The following is a 25,995-nucleotide window of genomic DNA, read 5'->3' on the forward strand; positions in this document are numbered from 1 at the left end:
CTCCTTAACGAGGAACCCAACCGAGGGTACGCTGCGCCAGCGCGTCGCGCGCCGGGGTGAATAATTCCATCGCCATCAGACCCACGTTGCGCCCCGCCACCAGCGGTGCCCAACGATTAGCAAACAGATGCACCAGCCCATCGGTCACGCCGATGGTCGCGGCCTTATCATCCGCTCGCCGCGCCTGATAGTGACAAAGAAGCGAGTAATCGCCGGGATCCTGGCCGTTAGCGCAGGCCTGCGCCAGCGTTTCCGCCAGGCTCATCACATCCCGCAGGCCGAGATTAAAGCCCTGCCCGGCGATGGGATGCAGCGTCTGCGCCGCATTACCGACCAGCGCCAGGCGATGGGAAACCGGGCGCGTAGCGGTAGTCAACGCCAATGGATAAACGCTGCGCTTCCCGGCATGCGTGATGCGCCCTAGCCGCCAGCCAAACGCCTGCTGCAGCTGCTCGCAAAATTGTGCGTCGGACCACCCCAGCACCTCATCGCGCCGCGACTGCGGGTGGCACCAGACCAACGAACAGCGTCCGTGCGACATCGGCAGCATGGCCAACGGACCCTGTTCGGTGAAGCGTTCGAAGGCGCGCCCTTCATGGGGCAACGCCGTGCTGACGTTGGCAATAATCGCCAGCTGTTCGTAGGGCTGCTGCTGCCAGCTCATGCCGCAGCGGGCGCCCAGCGTGGAGCGCGAACCGTCGGCGGCGACCAGCAGCTGGCCTTCAATCGTCTCGCCGCTGTCGAGGGTCATGCTGACGCCCTCCTCCCGTCGGGTGACGTCTTCAACTTTCGCCGGGCAATGCAAGGTAATCCCCGGCGCTTCGCGCAGTTGCGCAAACAAGCGCTGGCCGATATCGTGCAGCTCCACCACCTGGCCTAGCGCCGCCAGACCGTAATCCTGCGCCTCGAGGGTCACGAATCCCGCGTGCCCACGGTCGCTGACGTGAACGCGCTGAATCGGCGTCGCGCAATCGGCAATGCCTTGCCAGATGCCGATACGCGCCAGTTGCTGGCAGGTTCCCGCCGCCAGCGCAATCGCGCGGGCATCAAACCCCGGATGCTGCGATGAATCCGGCGGCGCCGCCTCGACCAGATGCACCGGCAGCGCGCCGTCGGTTAAACGCGAAATAGCTAACGCCAGCGTCGCCCCGGTCATCCCTCCGCCAACGATCAGGACGCTCATGACCGCCGCACCGCCGCCATCAGCGCCTCGATATCGTCGGCTTTTTTCACCACGCCAGCGGTCAGGTTTTCGTTACCGTCTGCGGTAATGACAATATCGTCTTCAATACGCACGCCAATGCCGCGATACTGCGGCGGCACATCGGCGTCGACGGCAATATAGAGACCCGGTTCGACGGTCAATACCATGCCCGGCTCAAGGAGACGCGAACGATCGACATCGTAGCGGCCGACATCATGGACATCGAGTCCCAGCCAGTGGCTCAGGCCGTGCATAAAGTACGGACGGTGGGCGTTGTTCACCATCAGCTCGTCAATATCCCCTTTGAGGATGCCGAGGCGCACCAGACCGCTAATCATGATGCGCACCACCTGCTGGTTAACCTGCTGAATCGAGGTGCCAGGACGGTAAAGCTCCAGCGCGGTTTCCAGCGATTCGAGGACAATATCGTAAATCTCGCGCTGCGCCGGGCTGAATTTACCGTTCACCGGGAAGGTGCGGGTAATATCGCCGGCATAGCCGCGGTATTCGCAGCCAGCGTCAATCAGCACCAGGTCGCCATCGCGCAGCTCGGATTCGTTTTCCGTGTAATGGAGAATACAGCCGTTTTCTCCACCGCCGACGATGGTGTTATAGGAAGGAAAACGGGCGCCGTGGCGGTTGAATTCATGCAGAATTTCCCCTTCCAACTGGTATTCGAACATGCCCGGACGGCATTTCTGCATCGCACGGGTATGCGCCAGCGCAGAAATTTCGCCAGCGCGGCGCATCACCTCCAGCTCTTCCGGCGATTTAAACAGGCGCATCTCATGCACCATCGGCCGCCAGTCAATCACTGAGCCGGGCGCCTGCAGATTCTGGCGCACGCCTTTACGCAGTTTTTCCAGCGCGGTGAAGACGATTTTGTCGGCATAGGCATATTCGCCCTGGGCAAAATAGATAGCATCAAGGCCGTTAAGCAGCTGGAATAATTGCTGATTAATTTCGCTGAACGCCAGAGCGCGGTCGACTCCCAGCTTTGACGGCGCGGCCTCCTGCCCCAGACGACGGCCGAACCAGATCTCTGCGGTCAGATCGCGGACGCGGTTAAACAGCACGCTATGGTTGTGAGTGTCGTCGCTTTTAATCAACACCAGCAGGGCTTCCGGCTCATTAAATCCCGTGAAGTACCAAAAATCGCTGTTCTGCCGGTAGGGGTATTCTGAATCGGCGCTGCGGACCGCTTCCGGTGCGGCGAAAATCAGCGCGGCGCTGCCTGGCTGCATCTGCGCCAGCAATGCCTGGCGACGAGAAAGAAATTCCTGCTGTGTCATGACGCCCCCTCAACAAATTATCGTTAGTGTAATGTTGGCTTGCGAACTTCCGGTGCGGTTGGCTGCTGGCGAGAAAAGGTTTCGTGGCACAGCAGCGCAGCGACGCGCACGTACTCGATAATCTCTTCCAACGACATCTCCAGCTCTTCCTGATCTTCGTCTTCGTCGTACCCCAGTTGCGCAATGTTACGCAGGTCGTCGATGGCTTCGCCGGTCTCGTCTTTGATTTTATCCAGTTTAGGCTGCGTGACGCCCAGTCCGAGCAGGAAATGGTTAACCCAACCGGCCAGCGCGTCGGCGCGTTCAAACACGCTGACCTCGTCACCTTCCGGTAAATAGAGCTGGAACAGGAAACCGTCGTCTTCCAGCGAGTCGCTGGTCACGGAATGGATGGCGCGCAGAGACTCGGCCAGCTCATGCCCGAATGCGAGGCCTTCGTTTGTCAGGTCGTGCACCAGCGGCTGCCAGCGGCTGTCTTTATTGCCGCCGCACAGGATCCCACTGATCAAACCGTGCATTTCGGCCGGGGTTAAGCCCACGCCCTGTTGGTTCAGTAACTGGTCTACGGCGTTGTAGCCAGGCATTTCGTTCTGTATAGACATGCGCATTCGTCATCGTTGGGAGGAATATTCATGATATGCTACCACTTTGGACCCTGGTGAACCAGAATAGGGCTTGTACCTTCGCACCAGGGTAGCTATAGTGTCGCCCCTTTGCAGCCCCGGATTCGGGCGTGAAGGCCGCGCAGTCAATCAGCAGGAAGGTGGCATGTCTGCACAACCCGTCGATCTCCAAATTTTTGGCCGTTCACTGCGTGTGAATTGCCCGCCTGAACAAAGGGATGCCTTGAATCAGGCAGCTGATGACCTGAATCAGCGGTTGCAAGATTTAAAAGAACGCACTAGAGTCACAAATACTGAGCAGCTGGTTTTCATCGCCGCGTTGAACATCAGCTATGAGTTGACTCAGGAAAAAGCGAAAACCCGCGATTACGCCTCCAGCATGGAACAGCGTATTCGGATGCTTCAGCAGACCATCGAACAAGCGTTGCTTGAGCAAGGTCGCATAAGCGAAAGAACCGGGCCGAAGTTTGAATAACACTTTGCAGTTAACTGTGTTAGAGTAAGCGCAAGAACAAAATTTCTCTGAGATGTTTGCAAGCGGGCCAGTCCCCTGAGCCGATATTTCATACCACAAGAATGTGGCGCTCCATGGTTGGTGAGCATGCTCGGTCCGTCCGAGAAGCCTTAAAACTGTGACGACGCATTCACCTTGAACCAAGGGTTCAAGGGTTACAGCCTGCGGCGGCATCTCGGAGATTCCCTTCTTTATTCGTTTCATCCCCCCTAAGTTAATTTTCGGCTTTTGCCGTCGTGTATTAAACTACGCCTGTTTGTATCGTTTGCTTACCGATGAGACTCAGGTATGACTCTACTGTCAGATCCCCCCTATACCAGGCAGCAAATTCGCCAGCAGATCCGACAACGCCGACGCGCGTTAACGCCGGAGCAGCAAACGCAGTTCGCCCTCCAGGCGGCGGACAGAATGATGGCGTATACGCCGGTTCTGCTCGCGCATACGGTCGCGGTATTTCTTTCGTTTGATGGCGAGCTGGATACGCGGGCGCTGATTGATCAGCTCTGGCGGGCGGGCAAACGGGTGTATCTCCCCGTGCTTCATCCGTTCAGCCCCGGCAATCTTCTGTTTCTGCACTACCACCCAAGCAGCGATCTGGTGGTGAATCGCCTGAAAATCCGCGAACCGAAGCTCGACGTCCGGGATGTCCTCCCTCTGAGCCAGCTGGATGTACTGGTAACGCCGCTGGTCGCGTTTGATGCCGCGGGACAGCGCCTGGGAATGGGCGGCGGATTTTACGACCGGACGCTGCAAAACTGGCGGCAGCATCGCCTGCAGCCGGTCGGCTACGCTCATGATTGCCAACAGGTCGACGCGCTGCCGACGGAGCAGTGGGATATCCCGCTGCCCGCAGTCATCACGCCGTCAAAAACCTGGCTCTGGTAAAATGCCCGAACAATTGACATTGCTGATTTTTTCACCTAAATTCCTGGGTAAAGGGTGAGGGAGGCGAACCTCCCTCCTGCATTCTCTCTGTTAATATACCGGCCAGGCAATGATTAACAGGATAAGCAGCATGATGAAGAGTCTCATCATCGTCCCTTTCCTTTTAGAGCCCCTGCCTCGGTAGGGGCTTTCCCGTTTCAGCCCCACGCTGAGTCTTTATCGTAGATTCCTTTCTTTCAGGCACAACGACTTCAATCGGCTTTAATCACCGTTTGCGGCAAGACTCGCAAAGCGTTTGGTATGGCGACGGGAAATTGCAGAAGGGTCTATCAGGAGAAAAGGGGCAGGTCGATGACCTGCCCGCTGGCAAAAAAGGAGTTAGAACAGCAGACGGGCGCGGATGGTGCCCGGGATTGCCTTCATGGCCTGCAGCGCTTGCTGAGCCACATCTTCTTCAGCTTCAATATCAATGACCACATAGCCCATCTGCGGCGTGGTTTGCAGATACTGTGCTGCAATGTTGATGCTCTGGGCGGCAAAGATCTGGTTGATAGCGGTGAGCACGCCCGGACGGTTTTCGTGGATGTGCAGCAAACGACGACCGCCGTGCAGCGGCAGCGACACTTCCGGGAAGTTCACCGCAGAGAGCGTTGAACCGTTGTCGGAATACTTCGCCAGCTTACCGGCCACTTCCAGACCGATATTCTCCTGCGCTTCCTGAGTCGAGCCGCCGATATGCGGCGTCAGGATGACGTTGTCAAACTCGCACAGCGGCGAGGTGAACGGATCGCTGTTGGTCGCCGGTTCGGTCGGGAAGACGTCAATCGCCGCCCCCGCCAGGTGCTTACGCGCCAGCGCATCGCACAGCGCAGGGATATCCACAACCGTACCGCGCGAGGCGTTGATCAGCAGCGCGCCAGGTTTCATCAGCGCCAGTTCCTGCGCACCCATCATATTTTTGGTGGAGGCGTTTTCCGGCACATGCAGACTGACCACATCGCTCATATTCAGCAGGTCGGAGAGATGCTGGACCTGGGTGGCGTTACCCAGCGGCAGTTTGCTTTCAATATCATAGAAATAGACGTGCATCCCCAGAGATTCAGCCAGAATACCCAGTTGGGTACCAATGTGACCGTAGCCGATAATCCCCAGTTTTTTACCACGCGCTTCAAAACTGCCGACCGCCAGTTTGTTCCACACGCCGCGGTGCGCTTTGGCGTTAGCTTCCGGTACACCGCGTAGCATCAGCAGCAGTTCGCCAATGACCAGCTCAGCAACGGAGCGGGTATTTGAGAACGGCGCGTTGAAAACGGGAATCCCGCGTTTTGCTGCCGCGTCTAAATCAACCTGGTTGGTGCCGATACAGAAACAGCCGACCGCCACCAGTTTTTCCGCTGCGGCGAAGATCTCTTCAGTCAGATGCGTACGGGAACGCAGGCCAATGAAATGGGCATCACGGATCGACGCTTTCAGCGCTTCACTGTCCAGCGCACCTTTATGAAATTCGATATTGGTGTAGCCCGCCGCGCGAAGATTATCCAGCGCTTTTTGATGCACACCTTCAACCAGCAGAAACTTAATTTTGTCTTTTTCCAGTGATACCTTAGCCATTTCCCCGTCCTGTTTTGTCTTATCTGATGTCGTGCCGAACGAAAGTTCTTCTCAGCAACATATCAAAAAAAACTATCGCGGCAATATGAACGTTTGCGTCGACGACCTGAAGAAATATCACACAGAGGGAAATGACAGGACAAAACACCAGAAAGAAAAGAAAAGGTAGATTGTTACTAAGGCATGGCACATAAATGTGACAGAAGTCACCAAATTCAGCCTGGAGAAAAAATATTTGCGGGGGAGCCATTCGCCCCCCCAATTATATTATTTTACGATGGTTTTCACGCCATCGGCGGTTCCGATCAGTGCCACATCCGCTCCGCGGTTGGCAAACAGGCCGACGGTGACGACGCCAGGAATACCGTTAATTTTATTTTCCAGCGCGATGGCATCCAGAATTTCCAGGCCGAACACGTCAAGAATCACGTTACCGTTGTCGGTCACCACGCCCTGGCGATACTCCGGACGACCGCCCAGCTTCACCAGCTCACGCGCAACGGCGCTACGCGCCATCGGGATGACTTCTACCGGCAGTGGGAATTTGCCCAGAATATCCACCTGCTTAGAGGCATCAGCGATACAGATAAACTTGTCGGCTACCGAGGCGATAATCTTTTCGCGGGTTAACGCCGCCCCACCGCCTTTGATCATCTGCATATGGCCGTTAATCTCGTCAGCGCCATCAACATAGATCCCCAGACGGTCCACGCTGTTAAGATCGAAAACCGGAATGCCAAGGCTTTTCAGTTTTTCGGTGGAGGCATCAGAGCTGGAAACAGCGCCTTCAATCTGCCCTTTCATGGTGCCCAGCGCATCGATAAAATGCGCGGCCGTGGAGCCCGTGCCGACACCCACGATGGTGCCCGGTTGTACATACTGCAATGCCGCCCAGCCTACTGCTTTTTTCAGTTCATCTTGCGTCATGATTATGGTCCGAGATGTGAATACCTGTGGCGCATTATAGAACACCGGGGGCGGAATTGTCCCTGCGGCACGGTCACACAACTGAACAGACCATTTTTCATCTTCATCAAAAGCGAATTTATGTCATAGTGCGAGTTAATGAAAAGTGATAGGGGTACGCCAGAATAATGAAACGACCGGACTACAGAACATTACAAGCGCTGGATGCGGTGATCAGAGAACGTGGGTTTGAGCGCGCCGCGCAGAAGCTATGCATTACACAGTCCGCCGTCTCTCAGCGTATAAAACAGCTGGAAAATATGTTCGGCCAGCCGCTGCTGGTCCGTACCGTGCCGCCGCGTCCGACCGAACAAGGACAGAAACTGCTGGCTCTGCTGCGTCAGGTTGAGCTGCTGGAAGAGGAGTGGCTGGGCGATGAACAGACCGGCTCCACGCCGCTGCTGCTGTCGCTGGCAGTTAACGCCGACAGTCTGGCGACCTGGCTTTTGCCCGCGCTGTCTAACGTCCTTTCCGACTCCCCTATCCGCCTCAATCTGCAGGTGGAAGATGAAACCCGAACTCAGGAACGCTTGCGCCGCGGCGAAGTGGTCGGCGCGGTGAGTATTCAGCCGCAGGCGCTGCCAAGCTGTCTGGTGGATCAACTCGGGGCGCTGGACTACCTGTTCGTCGCCTCGAAAGAGTTTGCGCAACGCTATTTCCCTAACGGCGTCACCCGCTCAGCGCTGCTGAAAGCGCCGGTTGTCGCTTTCGATCATCTGGATGATATGCATCAGGCGTTTTTACAGCAGAACTTCGATTTGCCGCCGGGCAGCGTCCCGTGCCATATCGTTAACTCTTCTGAAGCCTTTGTGCAGCTTGCGCGCCAGGGCACCACCTGCTGCATGATCCCGCATCTGCAGATTGAAAAAGAGCTCAACAGCGGCGAGCTTATCGACCTCACGCCGGGGCTGTTTCAGCGTCGGATGCTCTACTGGCACCGCTTCGCGCCGGAAAGCCGGATGATGCGTCGGGTCACCGATGCATTGATCGATTACGGCCACAAGGTGCTGCGCCAGGACTAAACGCCGGTGATAAAAAAGCCACTTCAGATGAAGTGGCTTTTTGTTTTTATGGCTTACTGTGCCGCATCAGGCTGCTTAGCCGGCGCTGCGGGGGCCGCAGCGGGCTGAGCGGGCTGCAGTTCAAAAACAACATCGACCTGATCGTCAAACTGAATGGTCGCCTGCTCGTAGGTTTCCTGCGCGGAAACCGGCGCCGCATCGGCCGCCTTCATCATGCGTACCATCGGACTCGGCTGATAGTTTGACACATGGTAACGCACGCTATACACCGGTCCCAGCTTGCTGTGGAAGCCTGACGCCAGCTCTTGCGCCTGATGTACCGCGTCATCAATGGCCGCTTTACGCGCTTTATCTTTATAGGCATCCGGTTGCGCAACGCCCAGCGAAACAGAACGAACTTCATTCAGACCCGCTTTCAGCGCGCCATCCAGCAGGCCGTTCAGCTTGTCCAGTTGACGCAACGTCACTTCGACGGTGCGCACCGCGCGGTAGCCTTTCAGAATGCTTTTGCCATTCTGATAGTCGTAATCAGGCTGGGTACGCAGGTTTGCTGAGTTGATATCTTTTTTGGCGATGCCATTCTTTTCGAGGAAAGAGAGATACTGCGCCACGCGATCGTCGGCCTGTTTTTTCGCCGATGCGGCGTCTTTCGCGGCAACGTTCACTTCAATCGCCAGAGTGGCGATATCCGGTACAGCGGCGACGCTGGCGGTACCCGAGGTTACAATGTGTGGGCCATTCGGCAATTCATTTGCCTGTACTGCCACCGCACTCAATCCGATTGCTGCCGCGAGGGCCATGAGTTTTAACTTCACTGTCGTTTCTCCATCTTACATTGGGTCGCCCGTCTACGGACGCATGTCTGCAAGCTTAACGCGTCCGCAGCGAAAGTCCATCGGACTAAGCCTGGTAAAAAAGGGCCTGGACATGCTGGAGACCATCTTTCGCCAGCTGCAGCGCAATAAACCCCATCACCAGACCAACCAGCACATTAATAATCCGCTGCGCTCGCGCAGTACGTAAGCGTGGCGCCAGCCACGCCGCCAGCAGCGCCAGGCCAAAGAACCACAGGAATGACGCGCTAATGGTGCCTAACGCAAACCAGCGCTTTGGCTCCACGGCCAGCTGTCCCCCCAGGCTGCCCAGCACGACGAAAGTGTCGAGATAGACATGCGGGTTAAGCCAGGTGACCGCCAGCATGGTGACGATAATTTTCCAGCGCCCCTGCTTCATGACTTCCGCACTGGCCAGTTCCAGGTTGCTGCTCAACGCCGTTCTCAGAGCGCCAAAACCATACCATAGCAGAAAGGCCACGCCTCCCCAGGTGACCAGCACCAGCAGCCACGGCGACTGCATCAGCAATGCGCTACCGCCAAAAATACCGGCGCAAATCAGCAACAGATCGCTCAACGCGCACAGGAGCGCGATCATCAAATGATACTGCCGACGAATCCCCTGATTCATCACAAAAGCGTTTTGCGGGCCAAGCGGCAGGATCATCGCAGCACCCAGCATAAGCCCCTGAAAATAATAAGATAGCATAATAAAAACCCTACTCTTTCGTCATAAGCGCAGACTATACAGCGGCGTTTTTATTAGAGGAAATGGAAAATATTTATTAACTATTAGCGATGCTAATAACAGGCCCGACAGGAGAAGCCGGGCCGGGGGAGATTACTCAGAAGGCTCTTTGAGACTTTTAACATTCACATCCATCTGCGGATAGGGAAAGTTGATACCGTTGGCATCAAAATCGCGCTTCACACGTTCCAGCACATCCCAGTAGACGTTTTGCAGATCGCTGCTTTTACTCCACACGCGTACCACAAAATTGATGGACGATGCGCCGAGTTCATTCAGACGGACAACCCTTTCACGATCTTTAAGGATGCGATCGTCGGATTCAATAATATCGGTGATCAGCTTCTTCACCAGCTCAATATCGGAGTCATACCCCACGCCAATGATAAGTTCATTACGGCGTGCCGGCTCGCGCGAGAAGTTAGTGATATTGCCTTCGATCACCTTCTTATTCGGGATGATGATGATTTTTCCATCAGCCGTGCGCAGCGTAGTGGAGAAAATTTGCACGTTGAGCACCGTCCCCGCCGTGCCGCCAAGATCAACGTATTCCCCTGCGCGGAACGGACGGAAAGTCACCAGCAGCACACCGGAGGCAAGGTTCGCCAGCGAGCCTTGCAGCGCCAGGCCTACGGCTAAACCGGCGGCGCCGAGGACGGCGATCACCGATGCCGTCTGCACGCCTACGCGGCCTAATGCGGCAATCAGGGTGAACGCAACAACGGCATAGCGCACCAGGGCGGACAGAAAATCGGCAACGGTCGCATCAATCTTACGCGCCAGCATCAGTCGGTTCACCGTATTAGAGATGACCCGTGCCACAATCATACCGACGATAATAATCGCGATAGCGGCAACGATATTGACGGCATAGCTCAGCAGGACTTCCTGATTGCGCACCAGCCAGGAACTGGCGTTGTGTAGGCTATCGCCAACGTTCAACTCTTCCATTTAATCTTCCTTATGAATACCCGTAGGGGGAATAAAAAACCAAACCTGTACAGCGACAGGTTAACTAAGGGTAAACAATATGCCCGTGTTTTGCCAAGTTGATCACAGTTCACCGCGAGATATCGCGTTGTTCAACCATAAAAAAAGCCCGCTGTGCAGCGGGCTTTCGGGCAAGAAAAAGATTTTTCTTACAGAACGTCTACCGCGTTCAGCTCTTTAAATGCCTGCTCCAGACGAGTCACCATGGACGTCTGTGCAGCACGCAGCCATACGCGCGGATCGTAGTATTTCTTGTTCGGCTGGTCTTCGCCTTTCGGGTTGCCCAGCTGGCCCTGCAGGTAAGCTTCGTTGGTTTTGTAGTACTGCAGGATACCGTCCCAGGTTGCCCATTGGGTGTCGGTATCGATGTTCATTTTGATAACGCCGTAGCTTACGGAGTCTTTGATTTCCTGAGCGGAAGAACCGGAACCGCCGTGGAAGACGAAGTTCAGGCTGTTGTGCGGCAGGTTGTGTTTCTTAGAAACATATTCCTGAGAATCGCGCAGGATGGTCGGGGTCAGGACGACGTTACCCGGCTTGTACACGCCGTGTACGTTACCGAAGGAAGCGGCGATGGTGAAACGCGGGCTGATTTTGCTCAGCTCAGTGTACGCGTAATCAACGTCTTCCGGCTGAGTGTACAGGGCAGAAGCGTCCATGTGGCTGTTGTCCACGCCGTCTTCTTCACCACCGGTGCAACCCAGTTCGATTTCCAGCGTCATGTCCATTTTGGCCATACGCGCCAGATATTTAGAGCAGATTTCGATGTTTTCGTGCAGGGACTCTTCAGACAGATCGATCATGTGAGAAGAGAACAGCGGTTTGCCGGTAGCAGCGAAGTGTTTTTCACCCGCGTCCAGCAGGCCGTCGATCCACGGCAGCAGTTTCTTCGCGCAGTGGTCGGTGTGCAGAATAACCGGCACGCCGTAGTGTTCAGCCATCTGATGAACGTGATGTGCGCCAGAGATAGCGCCGAGGATTGCTGCGCCCTGAGGAACGTCAGTTTTCACGCCTTTGCCAGCGATAAACGCAGCGCCGCCGTTGGAGAACTGAACGATAACCGGAGCACGAACTTTTGCAGCAGCTTCCAGAACGGCGTTGATGGAGTCAGTACCCACACAGTTAACCGCCGGCAGAGCAAAGTTATTTTCTTTAGCTACCTGGAACACTTTCTGAACGTCGTCGCCAGTGATGACGCCCGGTTTTACGAAATCAAAAATTTTAGACATGTTACTTAATCCTGTATCTGTATCTTCGACCGTTGAAGAAGGTTCGCGAGCCTTTAAGCGCGCTGAAAAACAGGCGGGTTACCCCGCCTGAACTGAATTACTTCTTAGCGCGCTCTTCGAGCATGGCTACTGCTGGCAGAACTTTGCCTTCCACGAATTCGAGGAATGCGCCGCCGCCAGTGGAGATGTAGGAAATTTTGTCCGCAATGCCGAACAGGTCAATCGCGGCCAGGGTGTCACCGCCGCCGGCGATGGAGAAACCTTCGCTGTCAGCGATGGCGTTAGCCACGATTTCAGTCCCTTTGCGGAAGTTCGGGAATTCGAATACGCCGACCGGACCATTCCACAGAATAGTTTTCGCGTTTTTCAGGATATCAGCCAGTTTCTGTGCGGAAACGTCGCCGAGGTCCAGGATCTGCTCGTCATCTTTGATGTCAGTAACAGATTTCAGCGTTGCGGTCGCTGTTTCGGAGAACTCAGTTGCCACGCGAACGTCGGTCGGAACCGGGATGTCGCAGGTAGTCAGCAGACGTTTCGCTTCGTCAACCAGGTCAGCTTCGTACAGGGATTTACCGACGTTGTGGCCCTGAGCGGCAACGAAGGTGTTGGCGATGCCGCCACCGACGATCAGCTGGTCAGCGATTTTAGACAGGGAATCCAGCACGGTCAGTTTAGTGGAAACTTTAGAACCACCCACGATAGCAACCATCGGACGAGCCGGCTCTTTCAGCGCTTTACCCAGCGCGTCCAGTTCAGCCGCCAGCAGCGGGCCTGCGCACGCAACATCGGCGAATTTACCGATACCGTGAGTGGAAGCCTGAGCGCGGTGTGCGGTACCGAAAGCGTCCATCACAAACACGTCGCACAGCGCCGCGTATTTCTTAGACAGCGCTTCGTCGTCTTTCTTCTCGCCTTTGTTGAAGCGAACGTTTTCCAGCACGACCAGTTCACCGGCAGCCACTTCAACGCCATCCAGGTAGTCTTTAACCAGACGTACCGGGTTAGACAGTTTGTCTTTCAGGTAATTAACAACCGGCAGCAGAGAGAATTCTTCGTTGTACTCGCCTTCGGTCGGACGACCCAGGTGAGAAGTAACCATCACTTTAGCACCCTGTTTCAGCGCCAGCTCAATGGTCGGCAGAGAAGCACGGATACGCGCGTCGCTGGTTACTTTCCCGTCTTTGACTGGTACGTTCAGATCGGCACGGATAAAAACGCGTTTACCAGCCAGATCCAGATCGGTCATCTTAATTACAGACATGGTGAATCCTCTCAATGATTCTTAAAGTTTTGCAGACGCCATGCGCTCCATCGCGAGCAATGTTGCGCAGGGATGTCTCACCTGAAACCAATAACGGCCATCGCTAACGTCGTGTCGAGCATCCGGTTAGCAAAGCCCCATTCATTATCACACCAGACCAATGTTTTGATCAGATGGGCACCACTGACCCGGGTTTGCGTGCCATCAACGATAGCGCTGTGCGGGTCGTGGTTGAAATCTATCGAGACCAACGGCAATTCCGTATAGTCAACTATACCATGAAATGCACCTTGTGCTGCTTTTTGCAGCAACTGGTTGACTTCGTTAGCCTTTACGGGTTTTTTCACCGTCACGCTAAGGTCAATTGCCGTCACATTAATCGTCGGTACGCGGACCGCAATCGCCTCGAAACGGTCGTTAAACTGCGGGAAAATTCGCGTGATCCCCGCAGAGAGTTTGGTATCAACCGGAATAATCGACTGGCTGGCCGCGCGCGTACGGCGCAGATCCGGATGATAAGCATCGATCACCTGTTGATCGTGCATGGCGGAGTGGATTGTCGTTACCGTTCCTGACTCGATGCCGTAGGCATCATCTAACAGTTTTATGACCGGGATAATGCAGTTGGTCGTGCAGGAGGCGTTAGAGACAATACGGTGCTCCGGGCGCAACTCATCATGGTTGACGCCAAATACAACGGTCGCGTCGAGATCGCTGCTGCCGGGGTGGGAAAAGAGCACTTTCTTCGCCCCTGCCCGAATATGGGCTTCGCCGTGTTCGCGGCTGCCGTATACGCCGGTACAATCGAGAACAATATCAACCGCCAGCTCCCGCCAGGGCAGCGCCTCAATCGAAGGTTCGTGCAGCAGACGTATGACATCATCGCCGACGTAAAGCTGCTCTCTCTCCTGGCGAACATCCCAGGCAAAGCGCCCATGACTGGTGTCATATTTCAACAAATGCGCGATGCCCGCCGCATCCGCCAGCTCGTTGATTGCCACCACGGTGATTTCCGCACGACGCCCGGATTCATATAAAGCGCGAACCACGTTGCGTCCTATGCGACCGAAGCCATTAATCGCGATGCGTATGGTCATAGGTCTCCTGCAAGGTTGTCCCTGATTTGAGATGGCTGACAGAGTAATCCAGCAACGCCCGAAGGGAAACCTTACCCGTCGCAAACTGCGACTGATTGATTAATTGTCGAACATTTAAACGACTGAAACGCTTCAGCTAGAATAAGCGAAACGAGGAATAAAAGGAATGTCTGTCCAGCGGAAGAAGTGAGTTATCTGACGTAAATCACATTTTGGTTGGAATAATACGCAATCTGTCGGCGGCTATCGGGAATAACGGCGCGAAAAAAAAGCCGGGCGTTTATCCCGGCTTGTTCTGCGGTTATCGCCCGGATAACCGGGCAGATAACGACTACAGCAGCGCTTTCGCTTTAGCGACCACGTTGTCAACGGTGAAGCCGAACTCTTCGAACAGCAGCTCTGCCGGCGCAGACTCACCGAAGGTGGTCATGCCAACGATAGCGCCGTTCAGGCCGACGTATTTGAACCAGTAGTCAGCAATTCCGGCTTCGATGGCCACGCGAGCAGAGACCGCTTTCGGCAGTACGGATTCACGGTACGCCGCATCCTGCTTGTCGAACGCATCGGTGGACGGCATGGAGACCACGCGCGCCTTCACGCCTTCGGCAGTCAGTTTGTCCCACGCGGCAACCGCCAGCTCCACTTCAGAGCCAGTGGCGATGAAGATAAGCTCCGGCTGACCTGCGCACTCTTTCAGCACGTAGCCACCGCGAGCGATGTCTTTCAACTGCTGTTCGCTACGATCCTGCTGCGCCAGGTTCTGACGAGAGAGAATCAGCGCGGTCGGGCCGTCGTGACGCTCAACGCCATATTTCCACGCCACCGCCGATTCCACCTGGTCACACGGACGCCATGTGGACATGTTCGGAGTCACGCGCAGGGAAGCCACCTGCTCTACCGGCTGGTGAGTCGGGCCATCTTCGCCCAGACCGATGGAGTCATGGGTGTAGACCATCACCTGACGCTGTTTCATCAGCGCCGCCATACGCACCGCGTTACGGGCATATTCCACGAACATCAGGAAGGTGGAGGTGTACGGCAGGAAACCACCGTGCAGAGAGATCCCGTTGGCGATCGCGGTCATGCCGAATTCACGCACGCCGTAATGGATATAGTTACCGGCGGTGTCTTCGTTAATCGCTTTCGAACCAGACCAGAGAGTCAGGTTGGACGGCGCCAGGTCAGCGGAACCGCCGAGGAATTCCGGCAGCAGCGGGCCAAACGCTTCAATCGCATTCTGCGACGCTTTACGGCTGGCGATTTTCGCCGGGTTAGCCTGCAGCTTAGCGATAAATTCATTGGCTTTGGCGTCGAAGTCAGCCGGCATTTCGCCCTTCATACGACGGGTGAATTCAGCCGCTTCCTGCGGGAAGGCTTTGGCATAAGCCGCGAACTTCTCGTTCCAGGCCGCTTCTTTCGCCTGACCGGCTTCTTTGGCATCCCACTGCGCATAGATGTCAGACGGGATGTCGAAGGCCGGATGTTTCCAGCCCAGCGCTTCGCGGGTCAGCGCGATTTCTGCATCACCCAGCGGGGCGCCGTGAGAGTCGTGAGTACCGGCTTTGTTCGGCGAACCGAAACCGATGATGGTTTTGCACATCAGCAGGGACGGTTTGTCGGTAACCGCACGCGCTTCTTCTACCGCGCGTTTGATGGCGTCAGCGTCGTGACCGTCAACGCCGCGCACCACGTGCCAGCCGTAGGCTTCGAAACGCTTCGCGGTGTCATCGGTGAACCAGCCTTCTACATGACCGTCGATGGAGATCCCGTTATCATCATAGAACGCCACCAGTTTACCCAGTTTCAGGGTACCGGCCAGGGAGCAGACCTCGTGAGAGATCCCTTCCATCATGCAGCCGTCGCCCATGAAGGCGTAGGTGAAGTGGTCGACGATATCGTGGCCCGGACGGTTGAACTGCGCAGCCAGCGTTTTTTCCGCGATAGCCATGCCCACGGCGTTAGCAATCCCCTGGCCCAACGGGCCGGTGGTGGTTTCAACGCCAGCGGTGTAGCCCACTTCCGGGTGGCCCGGAGTCTTAGAGTGCAGTTGACGGAAGTTTTTCAGCTCTTCGATCGGCAGATCATAACCGGTGAGGTGCAGCAGGCTATAAATCAGCATCGAGCCGTGGCCGTTGGACAGCACAAAGCGGTCGCGGTCGGCCCAGGCCGGATTCTGCGGGTTATGGTTCATGAAATCACGCCACAGGACTTCGGCAATGTCAGCCATACCCATCGGGGCACCCGGGTGGCCGGATTTGGCTTTCTGTACAGCATCCATGCTCAGCGCACGAATAGCGTTAGCAAGCTCTTTACGTGAGGACATTTTGACTCCAGTTCGGACTGTTGAAGGCCATACCCTTAACGACTTGACGAGAGCGCGTTTTGGGCTACGCCAGAAAAAAGTGTCAACAATGTAACCCAAGCGAGAAAGCATGTACATGGAGCATCCTTTTGTGGTTTAAGAAATCTCCGGAACACGTTGTGCTGCCACGGAATCCTCTCGCCCGCGTCACACAATAGTCTTTATAATTTGTACAGGATGCGACAACCTTATTGTTGCCTTTTTCAGTCAGAAAATCGTACGAGTGTGGAAGATAAAAATGAAAATTCGCTCAACTATTCTTGCCCTTGGGATCGCAGCAACGCTCACCGGATGCCAGAACATGGACTCCAACGCCCTTCTCAGTTCGGGCGCTGAAGCTTTTCAGGCTTACTCCCTGAGCGACGCCCAGGTTAAAAGCTTAAGTGACCAGGCTTGCAAAGAGATGGACAGCAAAGCCACAATTTCGCCCGCCAGCAGCGAATACAGCAAGCGCCTGAGCAAAATCGCCGCCGCGCTGGGCGACAATATCAACGGTCAGCCGGTGAATTACAAAGTGTATGAAACCAAGGACGTCAACGCGTTCGCAATGGCTAACGGCTGCATCCGCGTCTATAGCGGCCTGATGGACATCATGAACGATAACGAAGTTGAAGCAGTGATCGGCCATGAGATGGGCCACGTCGCCCTCGGCCACGTGAAGAAAGGTATGCAGGTCGCGCTCGGTACCAACGCCGTTCGCGCCGCCGCCGCTTCGGCGGGCGGCATCGTCGGCAGCCTGTCGCAATCTCAGCTTGGCGATCTGGGCGAAAAACTGGTGAACTCGCAGTTCTCCCAGCGCCAGGAGTCCGAAGCGGACGACTACTCCTACGATCTGCTGCGTAAACGCGGAATTAACCCGGTGGGGCTGGCCACCAGCTTCGAGAAGCTGGCTAAGCTGGAAGCCGGTCGCCAGAGCTCAATGTTTGACGATCACCCGGCCTCCGAAGCGCGTGCCCAGCATATCCGCGATCGCATGAAGGCAGACGGCATTAAGTAAGAAGCACGAATGAACGCTGCTGCGCATGTGTCGCGCAGCAGCAGTGAGCGCTTAAGGTTTATTCGCCTTTTTTCGCCGCCTGGATGTAGAGCATTTCCAGTGCCAGGGTCGCCGCCGCCAGCGCGGTGATCTCGGACTGATCGTAAGACGGAGCCACTTCAACCACGTCCATACCGACGATGTTCAGATCCTTCAGACCGCGTACCAGCTTAATCGCGCGATCGGAGGTCAGCCCGCCGATCACCGGCGTACCGGTCCCCGGCGCAAACGCCGGATCCAGCGCATCGATATCGAAAGTCAGGTACACCGGCATATCGCCAACGATCTGTTTCACCTGAGCGATGATGTCATCCACGGAACGATCGTTCACCTGGCAGGCATCCAGTACGGTAAAACCGTTATCTTTGTCGAACTCAGTACGAATACCGATCTGCACAGAGTGGTTCGGATCGATCAGGCCTTCATTCGGCGCGGTAAAGAACATGGTGCCGTGGTCAAATTCGCAGCCGTTGGCGTAGGTGTCGGTATGGGCATCGAAGTGCACCAGCGCCATTTTGCCAAAGTGCTTCGCATGAGCGCGCAGCAGCGGCAGGGTCACAAAGTGGTCGCCGCCGAAGGAGAGCATACGCTTCCCGGCCGCCAGCAGTCTTTCCGCATGCGCCTGCAGTTTTTCGCTCATTTCGCGCGCATCACCGAAGGCGTAAACCAGGTCGCCGCAGTCAACCACGTTCAGACGCTCGCGCATATCGAAGTTCCACGGGAAGCGATTATGTTCCCACGCGAGGTTGGTGGAGACCTGACGAATCGCCGCCGGGCCATGACGGCCGCCCGCGCGCCCGGAGGTCGCCATATCAAAAGGCACGCCGGTAATCACCCAGTCCGCATCGCTGTCGTACGGCTGGAAGTTCAACGGCAGACGCAGAAAACCAAACGCGTTAGATACCAGGGAATTATCGTATTGATGACCTAAAGTGCTCATGTCCTGACCTCTTTTACAGTCGATACATTAAAAACAGATGAAAAAAAATCCCCTCCGCGTCGTTAGGCCCGACGAGGAAGGGATTGATTCGTAAATTGCTTATTGGAGCGAATTATCGCCGTTAATTCATACGGGTTCAAGTGAGTATAGCATTCTGCCGGATGGCGACTTCGCCTTATCCGGCCTACATTCGTAGGCCCGATAAGCGCAGCGCCACCGGGCAACAACGGTTACTCGTCTTCCAGATAAGTATATCCGTACAGCCCCGCTTCAAACTCTTCGAGGAACTGCTGTTGCAGCGCATCGTCGAGACCGGAGTTTTTCACCTGATCGCGGAACTGGGTCAGCAGCGTGTTCGGATCGAGCTGCACATATTGCAGCATATCCGCCACGGTATCCCCTTCGTCGGAAAGCTCAACCTCCACGCTGCCGTCAGGGAAGACGAATACGTCCACCGCTTCGGTATCGCCGAACAGGTTGTGCATGTTGCCGAGGATCTCCTGATAGGCGCCAACCATAAAGAAGCCCAGCATCGGCGGGTTTTCAGGATCGTATTCCGGCATCGGCATGGTGGTGGCAATCCCGTCGCCATCCACGTAATGGTCAATCGCGCCATCGGAGTCGCAGGTGATATCCAGCAGCACCGCGCGGCGTTCAGGCACCATGTTCAACCCTTCCAGCGGCATCACCGGGAACAGCTGATCGATACCCCATGCATCCGGCATCGACTGGAACAGCGAGAAGTTGACGTAAATCTTATCCGCCATTCGTTCCTGCAGTTCGTCGATAATCGGACGATGCGCGCGGTTGCTCGGATCGAGCTGCTTCTGAACTTCATGGCACATGTTCAGATACAGCTGTTCCGCCCAGGCGCGCTCCTGAAGATTGAAGGTACCGGACGAGTAGCCGATATGAATATCATGCAGGTCCATCTGGCTGTCGTGCAGCCATTCGCGCAACGAGCGGCGGTTGCCGGTCTCGTGCATCTCCTGCCAGGTTTCCCACATACTTTGCAGCGGACGCGCCGCGTCTTGCGCAGGCGGGGTCGCTTCGGTGTATTCGTTGCGCTCAACGCCGATGATGTTGGAGACCAGCACGGTGTGATGCGCGGTGACCGCGCGACCCGACTCGGTAATCACCGTCGGATGCGGCAGGCCATTCTCTTCACAGGCATCGCCAATCGCCCAGATAATGTTGTTGGCGTATTCGTTCAGGCCGTAGTTCACCGAACAGTCAGACTGCGAGCGCGTCCCTTCGTAGTCCACGCCCAGACCGCCGCCGACGTCGAAGCACTGAATATTGACGCCCAGTTTATGCAGCTCGACGTAGAAACGCGCCGATTCGCGCACGCCGGTGGCGATATCACGAATATTGGCCATCTGCGAGCCGAGGTGGAAATGCAGCAGTTGCAGGCTGTCCAGGTGCCCCGCCGCGCGCAGAATCTCAACCAGTTGCAGAACCTGGGTTGCCGCGAGGCCGAACTTCGATTTTTCACCGCCGGAAGACTGCCATTTACCGGAGCCCTGCGAGGCCAGACGCGCACGCACGCCCAGGCGCGGAACGACATTCAGGCGCTCGGCTTCTTCCAGCACAATCGCGATTTCCGACATTTTTTCGATGACCAGATAGACCTTGTGGCCCATCTTTTCGCCGACCAGCGCCAGACGGATATACTCGCGGTCTTTATAGCCGTTACAGACGATCACGCTGCGGGTCATACCGGCATGCGCCAGTACCGCCATCAGCTCCGCCTTGGAGCCTGCTTCCAGACCCAGCGGTTCACCGGAATGGATCAACGACTCAATCACGCGGCGATGCTGGTTAACCTTGATCGGATAGACCAGGAAGTAATCGCCGTTGTAGCCATAGGACTCACGCGCGCGTTTAAACGCGGCGTTAATCGAGCGCAGGCGATGTTGCAGGATCTGCGGGAAGCAGAACAGTGCCGGCAGGCGCTGCCCCTGCGCTTCGCGTGCTTTCACCAACTCTGCAAGGTCAACGCGCGCTTCCGGGACTTCAGGATCCGGGCAAACGCTGATATGGCCCAGTTCGTTAACGTCGTAGTAGTTATTACCCCACCAGGCAATATTGTAAGTACGTAGCATTTTGCTGGCTTCCTGGGAGCTCATCGCAACCTCCTGCATGGAACGTAGTACACCGTGTTCGCCTGCTGACGAAGGCGAAACTGAAGACATGTCGTCAGACATAGCGAACCTCAAATTGTAATATTGACTACTATCGCAGTCCGAAGACGCGATAACAACCCATGAACAGTGCTAAACCCCAGCAGATAGTGCTGGCTTTGCGACTGCGCGACCGGTTTCTTATTCATATCATAGTAAAACACATACCCGAACTTAGTATGACAGTCCGGAGAAACCACGAGAAAACCCTTGCGACAGCAAGAGCGCCCTTGTTCAGTTTTCAGATAGCCTGCCGGCTCTGGAATCCTGAGAAGCGCCGAGACGGGTAGAACATCGGCTGATTTGCATGAAAGAGATGCAGATTGCGGGATAGCGACGCGCGACGGAACGACGCGACGAGTCGGATGAAAAACGTGGGTTCATTATCTGATATCACCTCCACACTGCCCCGAAACGGGCCAGCGACAAGCCAAAGCTAGACATACCGCAGTAAGGCGCTAAATACCGCTGCGGATTTCTGTAAAAACAGACTGCTTAACCCGGCTGGAAGTGGCGACACGAGATGGGCTTCGTGCGCTTTTTTTTAATGAGCCGCGCGCGGCGTTTTATACCGATAAGCCGGCTAAAATGCAAAATAAAAATGGGCGAGTTGCCGCGAATGGCAGGAAAAATTGCCACCCTCTATTTTTCAACAATGCGACCTGCATCAAAAAAGGCTGGAAATGGGATTAAGATTCGACCTAGAATAGCCATCCAGAAGTTAATCCGTCTATACTGATTAACACTCAGACTGCTCGTGTCACTACCTGAAAGCTTTGGTAGAATCATCTATCAAAGTAAATCCACACAACAGTATGAGCTACACAAATACTTAACAGGTAAAACAAAACATGGCAAAACACCTCTTTACGTCCGAGTCTGTATCAGAAGGGCATCCAGACAAAATTGCTGACCAAATCTCCGATGCCGTGCTGGATGCGATCCTCGAACAGGATCCGAAAGCGCGTGTCGCGTGTGAAACTTATGTCAAAACTGGCATGGTGCTGGTCGGCGGTGAAATCACCACCAGCGCATGGGTTGATATCGAAGAGATAACCCGTAACACGGTTCGTGAAATTGGCTACGTGCATTCCGATATGGGCTTTGACGCCAACTCCTGCGCCGTTCTGAGCGCGATTGGTAAACAATCCCCGGATATCAATCAGGGCGTTGATCGCGCCGATCCGCTGGAGCAAGGCGCGGGTGACCAGGGCCTGATGTTTGGCTATGCCACCAACGAAACCGACGTTCTGATGCCAGCGCCAGTCACCTATGCCCACCGTCTGGTGCAGCGTCAGGCTGAAGTGCGCAAAAACGGCACTCTGCCATGGCTGCGCCCGGACGCGAAAAGCCAGGTGACCTTCCAGTACGACGACGGCAAAATCGTCGGTATCGATGCCGTGGTTCTGTCTACTCAGCACGCGGAAGACATCGATCAGAAATCCCTGCAGGAAGCGGTGATGGAAGAGATAATCAAGCCGGTTCTGCCGACCGAATGGCTGAACAGCGCGACCAAATTCTTCATCAACCCGACCGGTCGTTTTGTTATCGGCGGCCCGATGGGCGACTGCGGCCTGACCGGTCGTAAAATCATCGTCGATACCTACGGCGGCATGGCTCGTCACGGCGGCGGTGCGTTCTCCGGTAAAGATCCGTCTAAAGTTGACCGTTCTGCAGCCTATGCCGCACGCTATGTGGCGAAAAACATCGTTGCGGCTGGCCTGGCCGACCGTTGTGAGATTCAGGTCTCCTACGCTATTGGCGTGGCGGAACCGACCTCCATTATGGTGGAAACGTTCGGTACCGAAAAAGTGCCGTCCGAGCAGCTGACTCTGCTGGTGCGTGAATTCTTCGACCTGCGTCCTTACGGCCTGATCCAGATGCTGGATCTGCTGCACCCGATCTACAAAGAGACCGCAGCATACGGTCACTTCGGTCGTGAACATTTCCCGTGGGAAAAAACCGACAAAGCCGCTCTGCTGCGTGAAGCCGCCGGCCTGAAATAATCCCGACGTTTTTTTCCTGCCAGGGCCAGCCTCGTGCTGGCCTTTTTATTTTCCCCTTCCGCCCTCTCCGCCATCCCACATTGTCGCGGCGTGCATCCCTTTTCAGCCCCCTGAAATGAAAACGATTACATAAGATCTGTGGCCAAAAAACAACTAAGATTAAGAATTAGTGAAACAATTTTTCATCATATTGCATGATGTTTCAGGATTGTCTGAGTAGCGCTTTTTTCAGGTACAGCTATAATAATTTATCTATTTGAAATTAATGAATTTTAATAGATTACGTTTCTTTACCTTAGTGTAACCGATTACACAGCCGTGATTGATATCACGTTTTTTTGCGATAGACTCTCCTACCCTAAGCATCGACAGTATCAATAACTCAACCGGAGGGCGTTATGCCTGACAACAAAAAACAAGGGCGCTCGAACAAAACGATGACGTTCTTTGTCTGTTTCCTCGCCGCGCTGGCGGGCCTGCTTTTCGGCCTTGATATCGGTGTTATTGCGGGTGCCTTACCCTTTATTGCCAACGAGTTCCAGATAAGCGCTCATACTCAGGAATGGGTGGTGAGCTCCATGATGTTCGGCGCCGCCGTCGGTGCCGTCGGCAGCGGCTGGCTCTCCTTCCGTCTCGGGCGGAAAAAGAGCCTGATGATCGGCGCGATCCTGTTCGTCGCCGGTTCGCTGTTCTCCGCTGCCGCCCCGAACGTTGAAGTGCTGCTCGTCTCCCGCGTGCTGCTCGGCCTGGCCGTTGGCGTCGCGTCGTACACCGCACCGCTGTACCTGTCGGAGATTGCGCCCGAAAAAATCCGCGGCAGCATGATCTCCATGTACCAGCTGATGATCACCATCGGGATCCTCGGCGCCTATCTGTCGGACACCGCCTTCAGCTACAGCGGCGCATGGCGCTGGATGCTGGGGGTGATTATCATCCCGGCAATTCTGCTGCTGATTGGCGTTATCTTCCTGCCGGACAGCCCGCGCTGGTTTGCGGCCAAGCGCCGCTTTGTCGACGCCGAACGCGTCCTGCTGCGCCTGCGCGACACCAGCGCTGAAGCCAAACGCGAGCTGGATGAAATTCGTGAAAGCCTGAAGATCAAGCAGTCTGGCTGGGAGCTGTTTAAAGAAAACAGCAACTTCCGCCGCGCCGTGTTCCTCGGCATCCTGCTGCAGGTGATGCAACAGTTCACCGGGATGAACGTCATCATGTATTACGCGCCGAAGATTTTTGAACTGGCGGGTTATGCCAATACCACCGAACAGATGTGGGGGACCGTCATCGTCGGTCTGACCAACGTGCTGGCGACCTTCATCGCTATCGGGCTGGTTGACCGCTGGGGGCGTAAACCAACGCTGATCCTCGGCTTTATCGTCATGGCCGCCGGTATGGGCGTGCTGGGTGCGATGATGCACATGGGTATTCACTCAGCCACCGCCCAGTACTTCGCCGTACTGATGCTGCTGATGTTTATCGTTGGCTTCGCCATGAGCGCTGGCCCGCTGATCTGGGTGCTGTGTTCTGAAATTCAGCCGCTGAAAGGCCGCGATTTCGGCATCACCTGCTCTACGGCCACCAACTGGATCGCCAATATGATAGTCGGCGCCACCTTCCTGACCATGCTTAACTCGCTGGGCAGCGCGAACACCTTCTGGGTCTACGGCGGTCTGAACGTCCTGTTCATTCTGCTGACGCTGTGGCTTATCCCGGAAACCAAAAACGTTTCGCTGGAACACATCGAACGTAACCTGATGAAAGGCCGCCCGCTGCGCGAAATCGGCGCTCGCGACTGACCGTTAACGCTTCCTCCCCTGGCGGGAGGAAGCGTCTGCCTCTTGCTCTCCCCGTCACGGCGCACTATCCTCTGGCGCTATGAAAACGCCCCGAATTCCCATCGCCATTCAGCAGGCCGTTATGCGCAGCCTGCGGGAAAAGCTCGCCCAGGCCAACCTCAGGCTTGACCGTCAATACCCGGAACCGAGCCTGGTTTACCAGCAGCGCGGCACCTCCGCCGGTACCGCCTGGCTGGAAAAGAACGAAATTCGCCTCAACCCGGTGCTGCTGCTGGAAAACCAGCAGGCCTTTATCGATGAAGTCGTCCCGCATGAACTGGCGCATCTGCTGGTCTGGAAACACTTCGGCCGCGTGGCGCCGCACGGCAAAGAGTGGAAATGGATGATGGAGAGCGTGCTCGGTGTCGCCGCCCGTCGCACCCATCGTTTCGAACTCGACTCCGTTCGCCGGAACACCTTTCCTTACCGCTGCCAGTGCCAGCAGCATCAGCTCACCGTCCGTCGCCACAACCGCGTCGTTCGGGGTGAAGCGACTTACCGCTGCGTTCGCTGCGGCGATCTGCTGGTCGCCGAAGAGTAAATATCGGCTACAACTGGAAATTTTCTGATCTGACTGATTGCATCTGACAATCGCATTCGCTACGTTGCGGGCTCGTTTTGACACGGAGTTCACGATGTCCCGTATTTATGTGTTTGCCGCGGCGTTTCTGACTGCCGCCTGTAGCGGCCAGGTCGCGGCCGAAGGAATCACCAGTTTTGCCCAGGCGAAAGCCGCCGGGGTAAAGGTCAATGCCGATGCCCCCGGCGATTTCTACTGCGGCTGTAAAATCGACTGGCAGGGGAAAAAAGGCGTTATCGATCTGGAATCTTGCGGTTATAAAGTGCGTAAAAATGAAAACCGCGCCAGTCGGGTCGAGTGGGAGCACGTCGTTCCGGCCTGGCAGTTTGGCCACCAGCGCCAGTGCTGGCAGGACGGCGGGCGGAAAAACTGCGCCAAAGACCCGGTCTATCGCCAGATGGAAAGCGATATGCACAACCTGCAGCCGGCCGTGGGCGAAGTTAACGGCGACCGCGCCAACTTTATGTATGGTCAGTGGAACGGCGGCGAAGGCCAGTACGGCCAGTGCGCCATGAAGGTCGACTTTAAGGATAAGGTTGCCGAGCCGCCCGCCCGCGCCCGCGGTGCTATCGCCCGTACCTACTTCTATATGCGCGATACTTATCAGCTGACCCTCTCCCGCCAGCAAACCCAGCTTTTTACCGCCTGGGATAAGTTGTATCCGGTCACCTCCTGGGAGTGCGAACGCGACGAGCGCATCGCTAAAGTACAGGGCAACCACAATCCGTACGTCCAGCGAGCTTGCCAGGCGCAAAAGAGCTAACCTACACTAGCGGCAATT

At 55.8% G+C, this 25,995-nt stretch carries 23 protein-coding genes and 1 other RNA gene; 9 read left to right on the plus strand and 15 right to left on the minus strand.

The window, feature by feature from the left end; genetic code table 11:
- Positions 1 to 4: 4 nt before the first annotated feature.
- From ubiH to FNY10_RS20835, 3 genes are read right to left on the minus strand one after another with little or no spacing between them, the layout of a single operon-like run.
- On the minus strand, positions 5 to 1,183 hold the full coding sequence (gene ubiH, locus FNY10_RS20825; protein ID WP_160703254.1) for a 2-octaprenyl-6-methoxyphenyl hydroxylase: 1,179 nt from the start codon (positions 1,181 to 1,183) through the stop codon (positions 5 to 7).
- Entirely contained in the window at positions 1,180 to 2,496 is a 1,317-nt protein-coding gene (gene pepP, locus FNY10_RS20830; protein WP_131048596.1) for a Xaa-Pro aminopeptidase, read from the minus strand. The genes ubiH and pepP overlap by 4 nt, the downstream gene beginning before the upstream one ends.
- 23 nt (positions 2,497 to 2,519) lie before the next feature.
- Positions 2,520 to 3,098 (minus strand): YecA family protein, encoded by a 579-nt coding sequence (locus tag FNY10_RS20835; protein ID WP_160703256.1) that lies wholly within the window; start codon positions 3,096 to 3,098, stop codon positions 2,520 to 2,522.
- 166 nt (positions 3,099 to 3,264) lie between these two features.
- Here FNY10_RS20835 and zapA point away from each other — a divergent pair, with 166 nt between their 5' ends.
- The 3 genes from zapA (at position 3,265) to FNY10_RS20850 (ending at position 4,518) form a co-directional block, all read left to right on the plus strand.
- Complete coding sequence (zapA, locus tag FNY10_RS20840; RefSeq protein ID WP_004867406.1) at positions 3,265 to 3,594, plus strand: cell division protein ZapA; 330 nt, start codon at positions 3,265 to 3,267, stop codon at positions 3,592 to 3,594.
- Between the two features lie 41 nt (positions 3,595 to 3,635).
- Positions 3,636 to 3,819: non-coding RNA, 6S RNA (gene ssrS, locus FNY10_RS20845), on the plus strand.
- Between the two features lie 102 nt (positions 3,820 to 3,921).
- Entirely contained in the window at positions 3,922 to 4,518 is a 597-nt protein-coding gene (locus tag FNY10_RS20850; protein WP_100683398.1) for a 5-formyltetrahydrofolate cyclo-ligase, read from the plus strand.
- Positions 4,519 to 4,896: 378 nt separating this feature from the next.
- On the opposite strand, the gene serA is transcribed toward FNY10_RS20850, so the two are convergent.
- On the minus strand, positions 4,897 to 6,129 hold the full coding sequence (gene serA, locus FNY10_RS20855) for a phosphoglycerate dehydrogenase (RefSeq protein ID WP_131048594.1): 1,233 nt from the start codon (positions 6,127 to 6,129) through the stop codon (positions 4,897 to 4,899).
- A 267-nt stretch (positions 6,130 to 6,396) separates the two neighbouring features.
- The gene (gene rpiA, locus FNY10_RS20865; RefSeq protein WP_004867416.1) at positions 6,397 to 7,056 is read right to left on the minus strand and encodes a ribose-5-phosphate isomerase RpiA; all 660 of its coding nucleotides are present in this window, start codon (positions 7,054 to 7,056) and stop codon (positions 6,397 to 6,399) included.
- A 167-nt stretch (positions 7,057 to 7,223) separates the two neighbouring features.
- Between rpiA and argP the strand changes: the two genes are divergently transcribed.
- Positions 7,224 to 8,117 carry a DNA-binding transcriptional regulator ArgP gene (gene argP, locus FNY10_RS20870; RefSeq protein ID WP_004867418.1) on the plus strand — a complete coding sequence of 298 codons (894 nt, stop codon included), beginning with the start codon at positions 7,224 to 7,226 and terminating at the stop codon, positions 8,115 to 8,117.
- A gap of 53 nt (positions 8,118 to 8,170) precedes the next feature.
- Here argP and FNY10_RS20875 read toward each other — a convergent pair whose 3' ends face one another.
- The 7 genes from FNY10_RS20875 to tkt form a co-directional block, all read right to left on the minus strand.
- Positions 8,171 to 8,932 carry an oxidative stress defense protein gene (locus FNY10_RS20875; RefSeq protein ID WP_131048593.1) on the minus strand — a complete coding sequence of 254 codons (762 nt, stop codon included), beginning with the start codon at positions 8,930 to 8,932 and terminating at the stop codon, positions 8,171 to 8,173.
- An 85-nt stretch (positions 8,933 to 9,017) separates the two neighbouring features.
- A complete protein-coding gene (gene argO / locus FNY10_RS20880; protein ID WP_160703258.1) occupies positions 9,018 to 9,659 on the minus strand; it encodes an arginine exporter ArgO in 642 nt (213 codons plus the stop codon).
- A 132-nt stretch (positions 9,660 to 9,791) separates the two neighbouring features.
- Positions 9,792 to 10,649 (minus strand): small-conductance mechanosensitive channel MscS, encoded by an 858-nt coding sequence (mscS, locus tag FNY10_RS20885; RefSeq protein ID WP_100683402.1) that lies wholly within the window; start codon positions 10,647 to 10,649, stop codon positions 9,792 to 9,794.
- Between the two features lie 188 nt (positions 10,650 to 10,837).
- Positions 10,838 to 11,917 carry a class II fructose-bisphosphate aldolase gene (gene fbaA / locus FNY10_RS20890; RefSeq protein ID WP_100683403.1) on the minus strand — a complete coding sequence of 360 codons (1,080 nt, stop codon included), beginning with the start codon at positions 11,915 to 11,917 and terminating at the stop codon, positions 10,838 to 10,840.
- A gap of 97 nt (positions 11,918 to 12,014) precedes the next feature.
- Positions 12,015 to 13,178 carry a phosphoglycerate kinase gene (pgk, locus tag FNY10_RS20895; protein ID WP_100683404.1) on the minus strand — a complete coding sequence of 388 codons (1,164 nt, stop codon included), beginning with the start codon at positions 13,176 to 13,178 and terminating at the stop codon, positions 12,015 to 12,017.
- A gap of 77 nt (positions 13,179 to 13,255) precedes the next feature.
- Positions 13,256 to 14,275: an erythrose-4-phosphate dehydrogenase gene (gene epd / locus FNY10_RS20900; protein WP_160703260.1), complete on the minus strand. Its 1,020-nt coding sequence runs from the start codon at positions 14,273 to 14,275 to the stop codon at positions 13,256 to 13,258.
- Between the two features lie 331 nt (positions 14,276 to 14,606).
- Positions 14,607 to 16,598, minus strand: a complete 1,992-nt coding sequence (gene tkt / locus FNY10_RS20905; protein WP_160703262.1) for a transketolase — start codon at positions 16,596 to 16,598, stop codon at positions 14,607 to 14,609.
- A 277-nt stretch (positions 16,599 to 16,875) separates the two neighbouring features.
- Here tkt and FNY10_RS20910 point away from each other — a divergent pair, with 277 nt between their 5' ends.
- Positions 16,876 to 17,634 (plus strand): M48 family metallopeptidase, encoded by a 759-nt coding sequence (locus FNY10_RS20910; RefSeq protein WP_100683407.1) that lies wholly within the window; start codon positions 16,876 to 16,878, stop codon positions 17,632 to 17,634.
- A gap of 58 nt (positions 17,635 to 17,692) precedes the next feature.
- On the opposite strand, the gene speB is transcribed toward FNY10_RS20910, so the two are convergent.
- The 3 genes from speB to yqgB all read right to left on the minus strand — a co-directional run bounded on the left by speB (position 17,693) and on the right by yqgB (position 20,945).
- Positions 17,693 to 18,613, minus strand: coding sequence for an agmatinase (gene speB, locus FNY10_RS20915; protein WP_100683422.1), 921 nt, complete (start codon positions 18,611 to 18,613; stop codon positions 17,693 to 17,695).
- Between the two features lie 230 nt (positions 18,614 to 18,843).
- Positions 18,844 to 20,820 carry a biosynthetic arginine decarboxylase gene (gene speA, locus FNY10_RS20920; protein ID WP_160703264.1) on the minus strand — a complete coding sequence of 659 codons (1,977 nt, stop codon included), beginning with the start codon at positions 20,818 to 20,820 and terminating at the stop codon, positions 18,844 to 18,846.
- An 8-nt stretch (positions 20,821 to 20,828) separates the two neighbouring features.
- The gene (gene yqgB / locus FNY10_RS20925; protein WP_117433773.1) at positions 20,829 to 20,945 is read right to left on the minus strand and encodes an acid stress response protein YqgB; all 117 of its coding nucleotides are present in this window, start codon (positions 20,943 to 20,945) and stop codon (positions 20,829 to 20,831) included.
- 702 nt (positions 20,946 to 21,647) lie between these two features.
- Here yqgB and metK point away from each other — a divergent pair.
- The 4 genes from metK (at position 21,648) to endA (ending at position 25,977) form a co-directional block, all read left to right on the plus strand.
- Complete coding sequence (metK, locus tag FNY10_RS20930) at positions 21,648 to 22,802, plus strand: methionine adenosyltransferase (RefSeq protein ID WP_100683424.1); 1,155 nt, start codon at positions 21,648 to 21,650, stop codon at positions 22,800 to 22,802.
- Positions 22,803 to 23,200: 398 nt separating this feature from the next.
- Positions 23,201 to 24,595 (plus strand): sugar porter family MFS transporter, encoded by a 1,395-nt coding sequence (locus FNY10_RS20935; RefSeq protein ID WP_100683425.1) that lies wholly within the window; start codon positions 23,201 to 23,203, stop codon positions 24,593 to 24,595.
- A gap of 79 nt (positions 24,596 to 24,674) precedes the next feature.
- Positions 24,675 to 25,175: a SprT family zinc-dependent metalloprotease gene (locus tag FNY10_RS20940; RefSeq protein WP_131048588.1), complete on the plus strand. Its 501-nt coding sequence runs from the start codon at positions 24,675 to 24,677 to the stop codon at positions 25,173 to 25,175.
- Between the two features lie 94 nt (positions 25,176 to 25,269).
- Positions 25,270 to 25,977, plus strand: a complete 708-nt coding sequence (gene endA, locus FNY10_RS20945) for a deoxyribonuclease I (RefSeq protein ID WP_100683427.1) — start codon at positions 25,270 to 25,272, stop codon at positions 25,975 to 25,977.
- Positions 25,978 to 25,995: the final 18 nt, after the last annotated feature.

The organism is Klebsiella sp. Lac1 (assembly GCF_009825425.1).
GTDB classification, from domain to species: Bacteria; Pseudomonadota; Gammaproteobacteria; order Enterobacterales; family Enterobacteriaceae; genus Klebsiella; species Klebsiella electrica.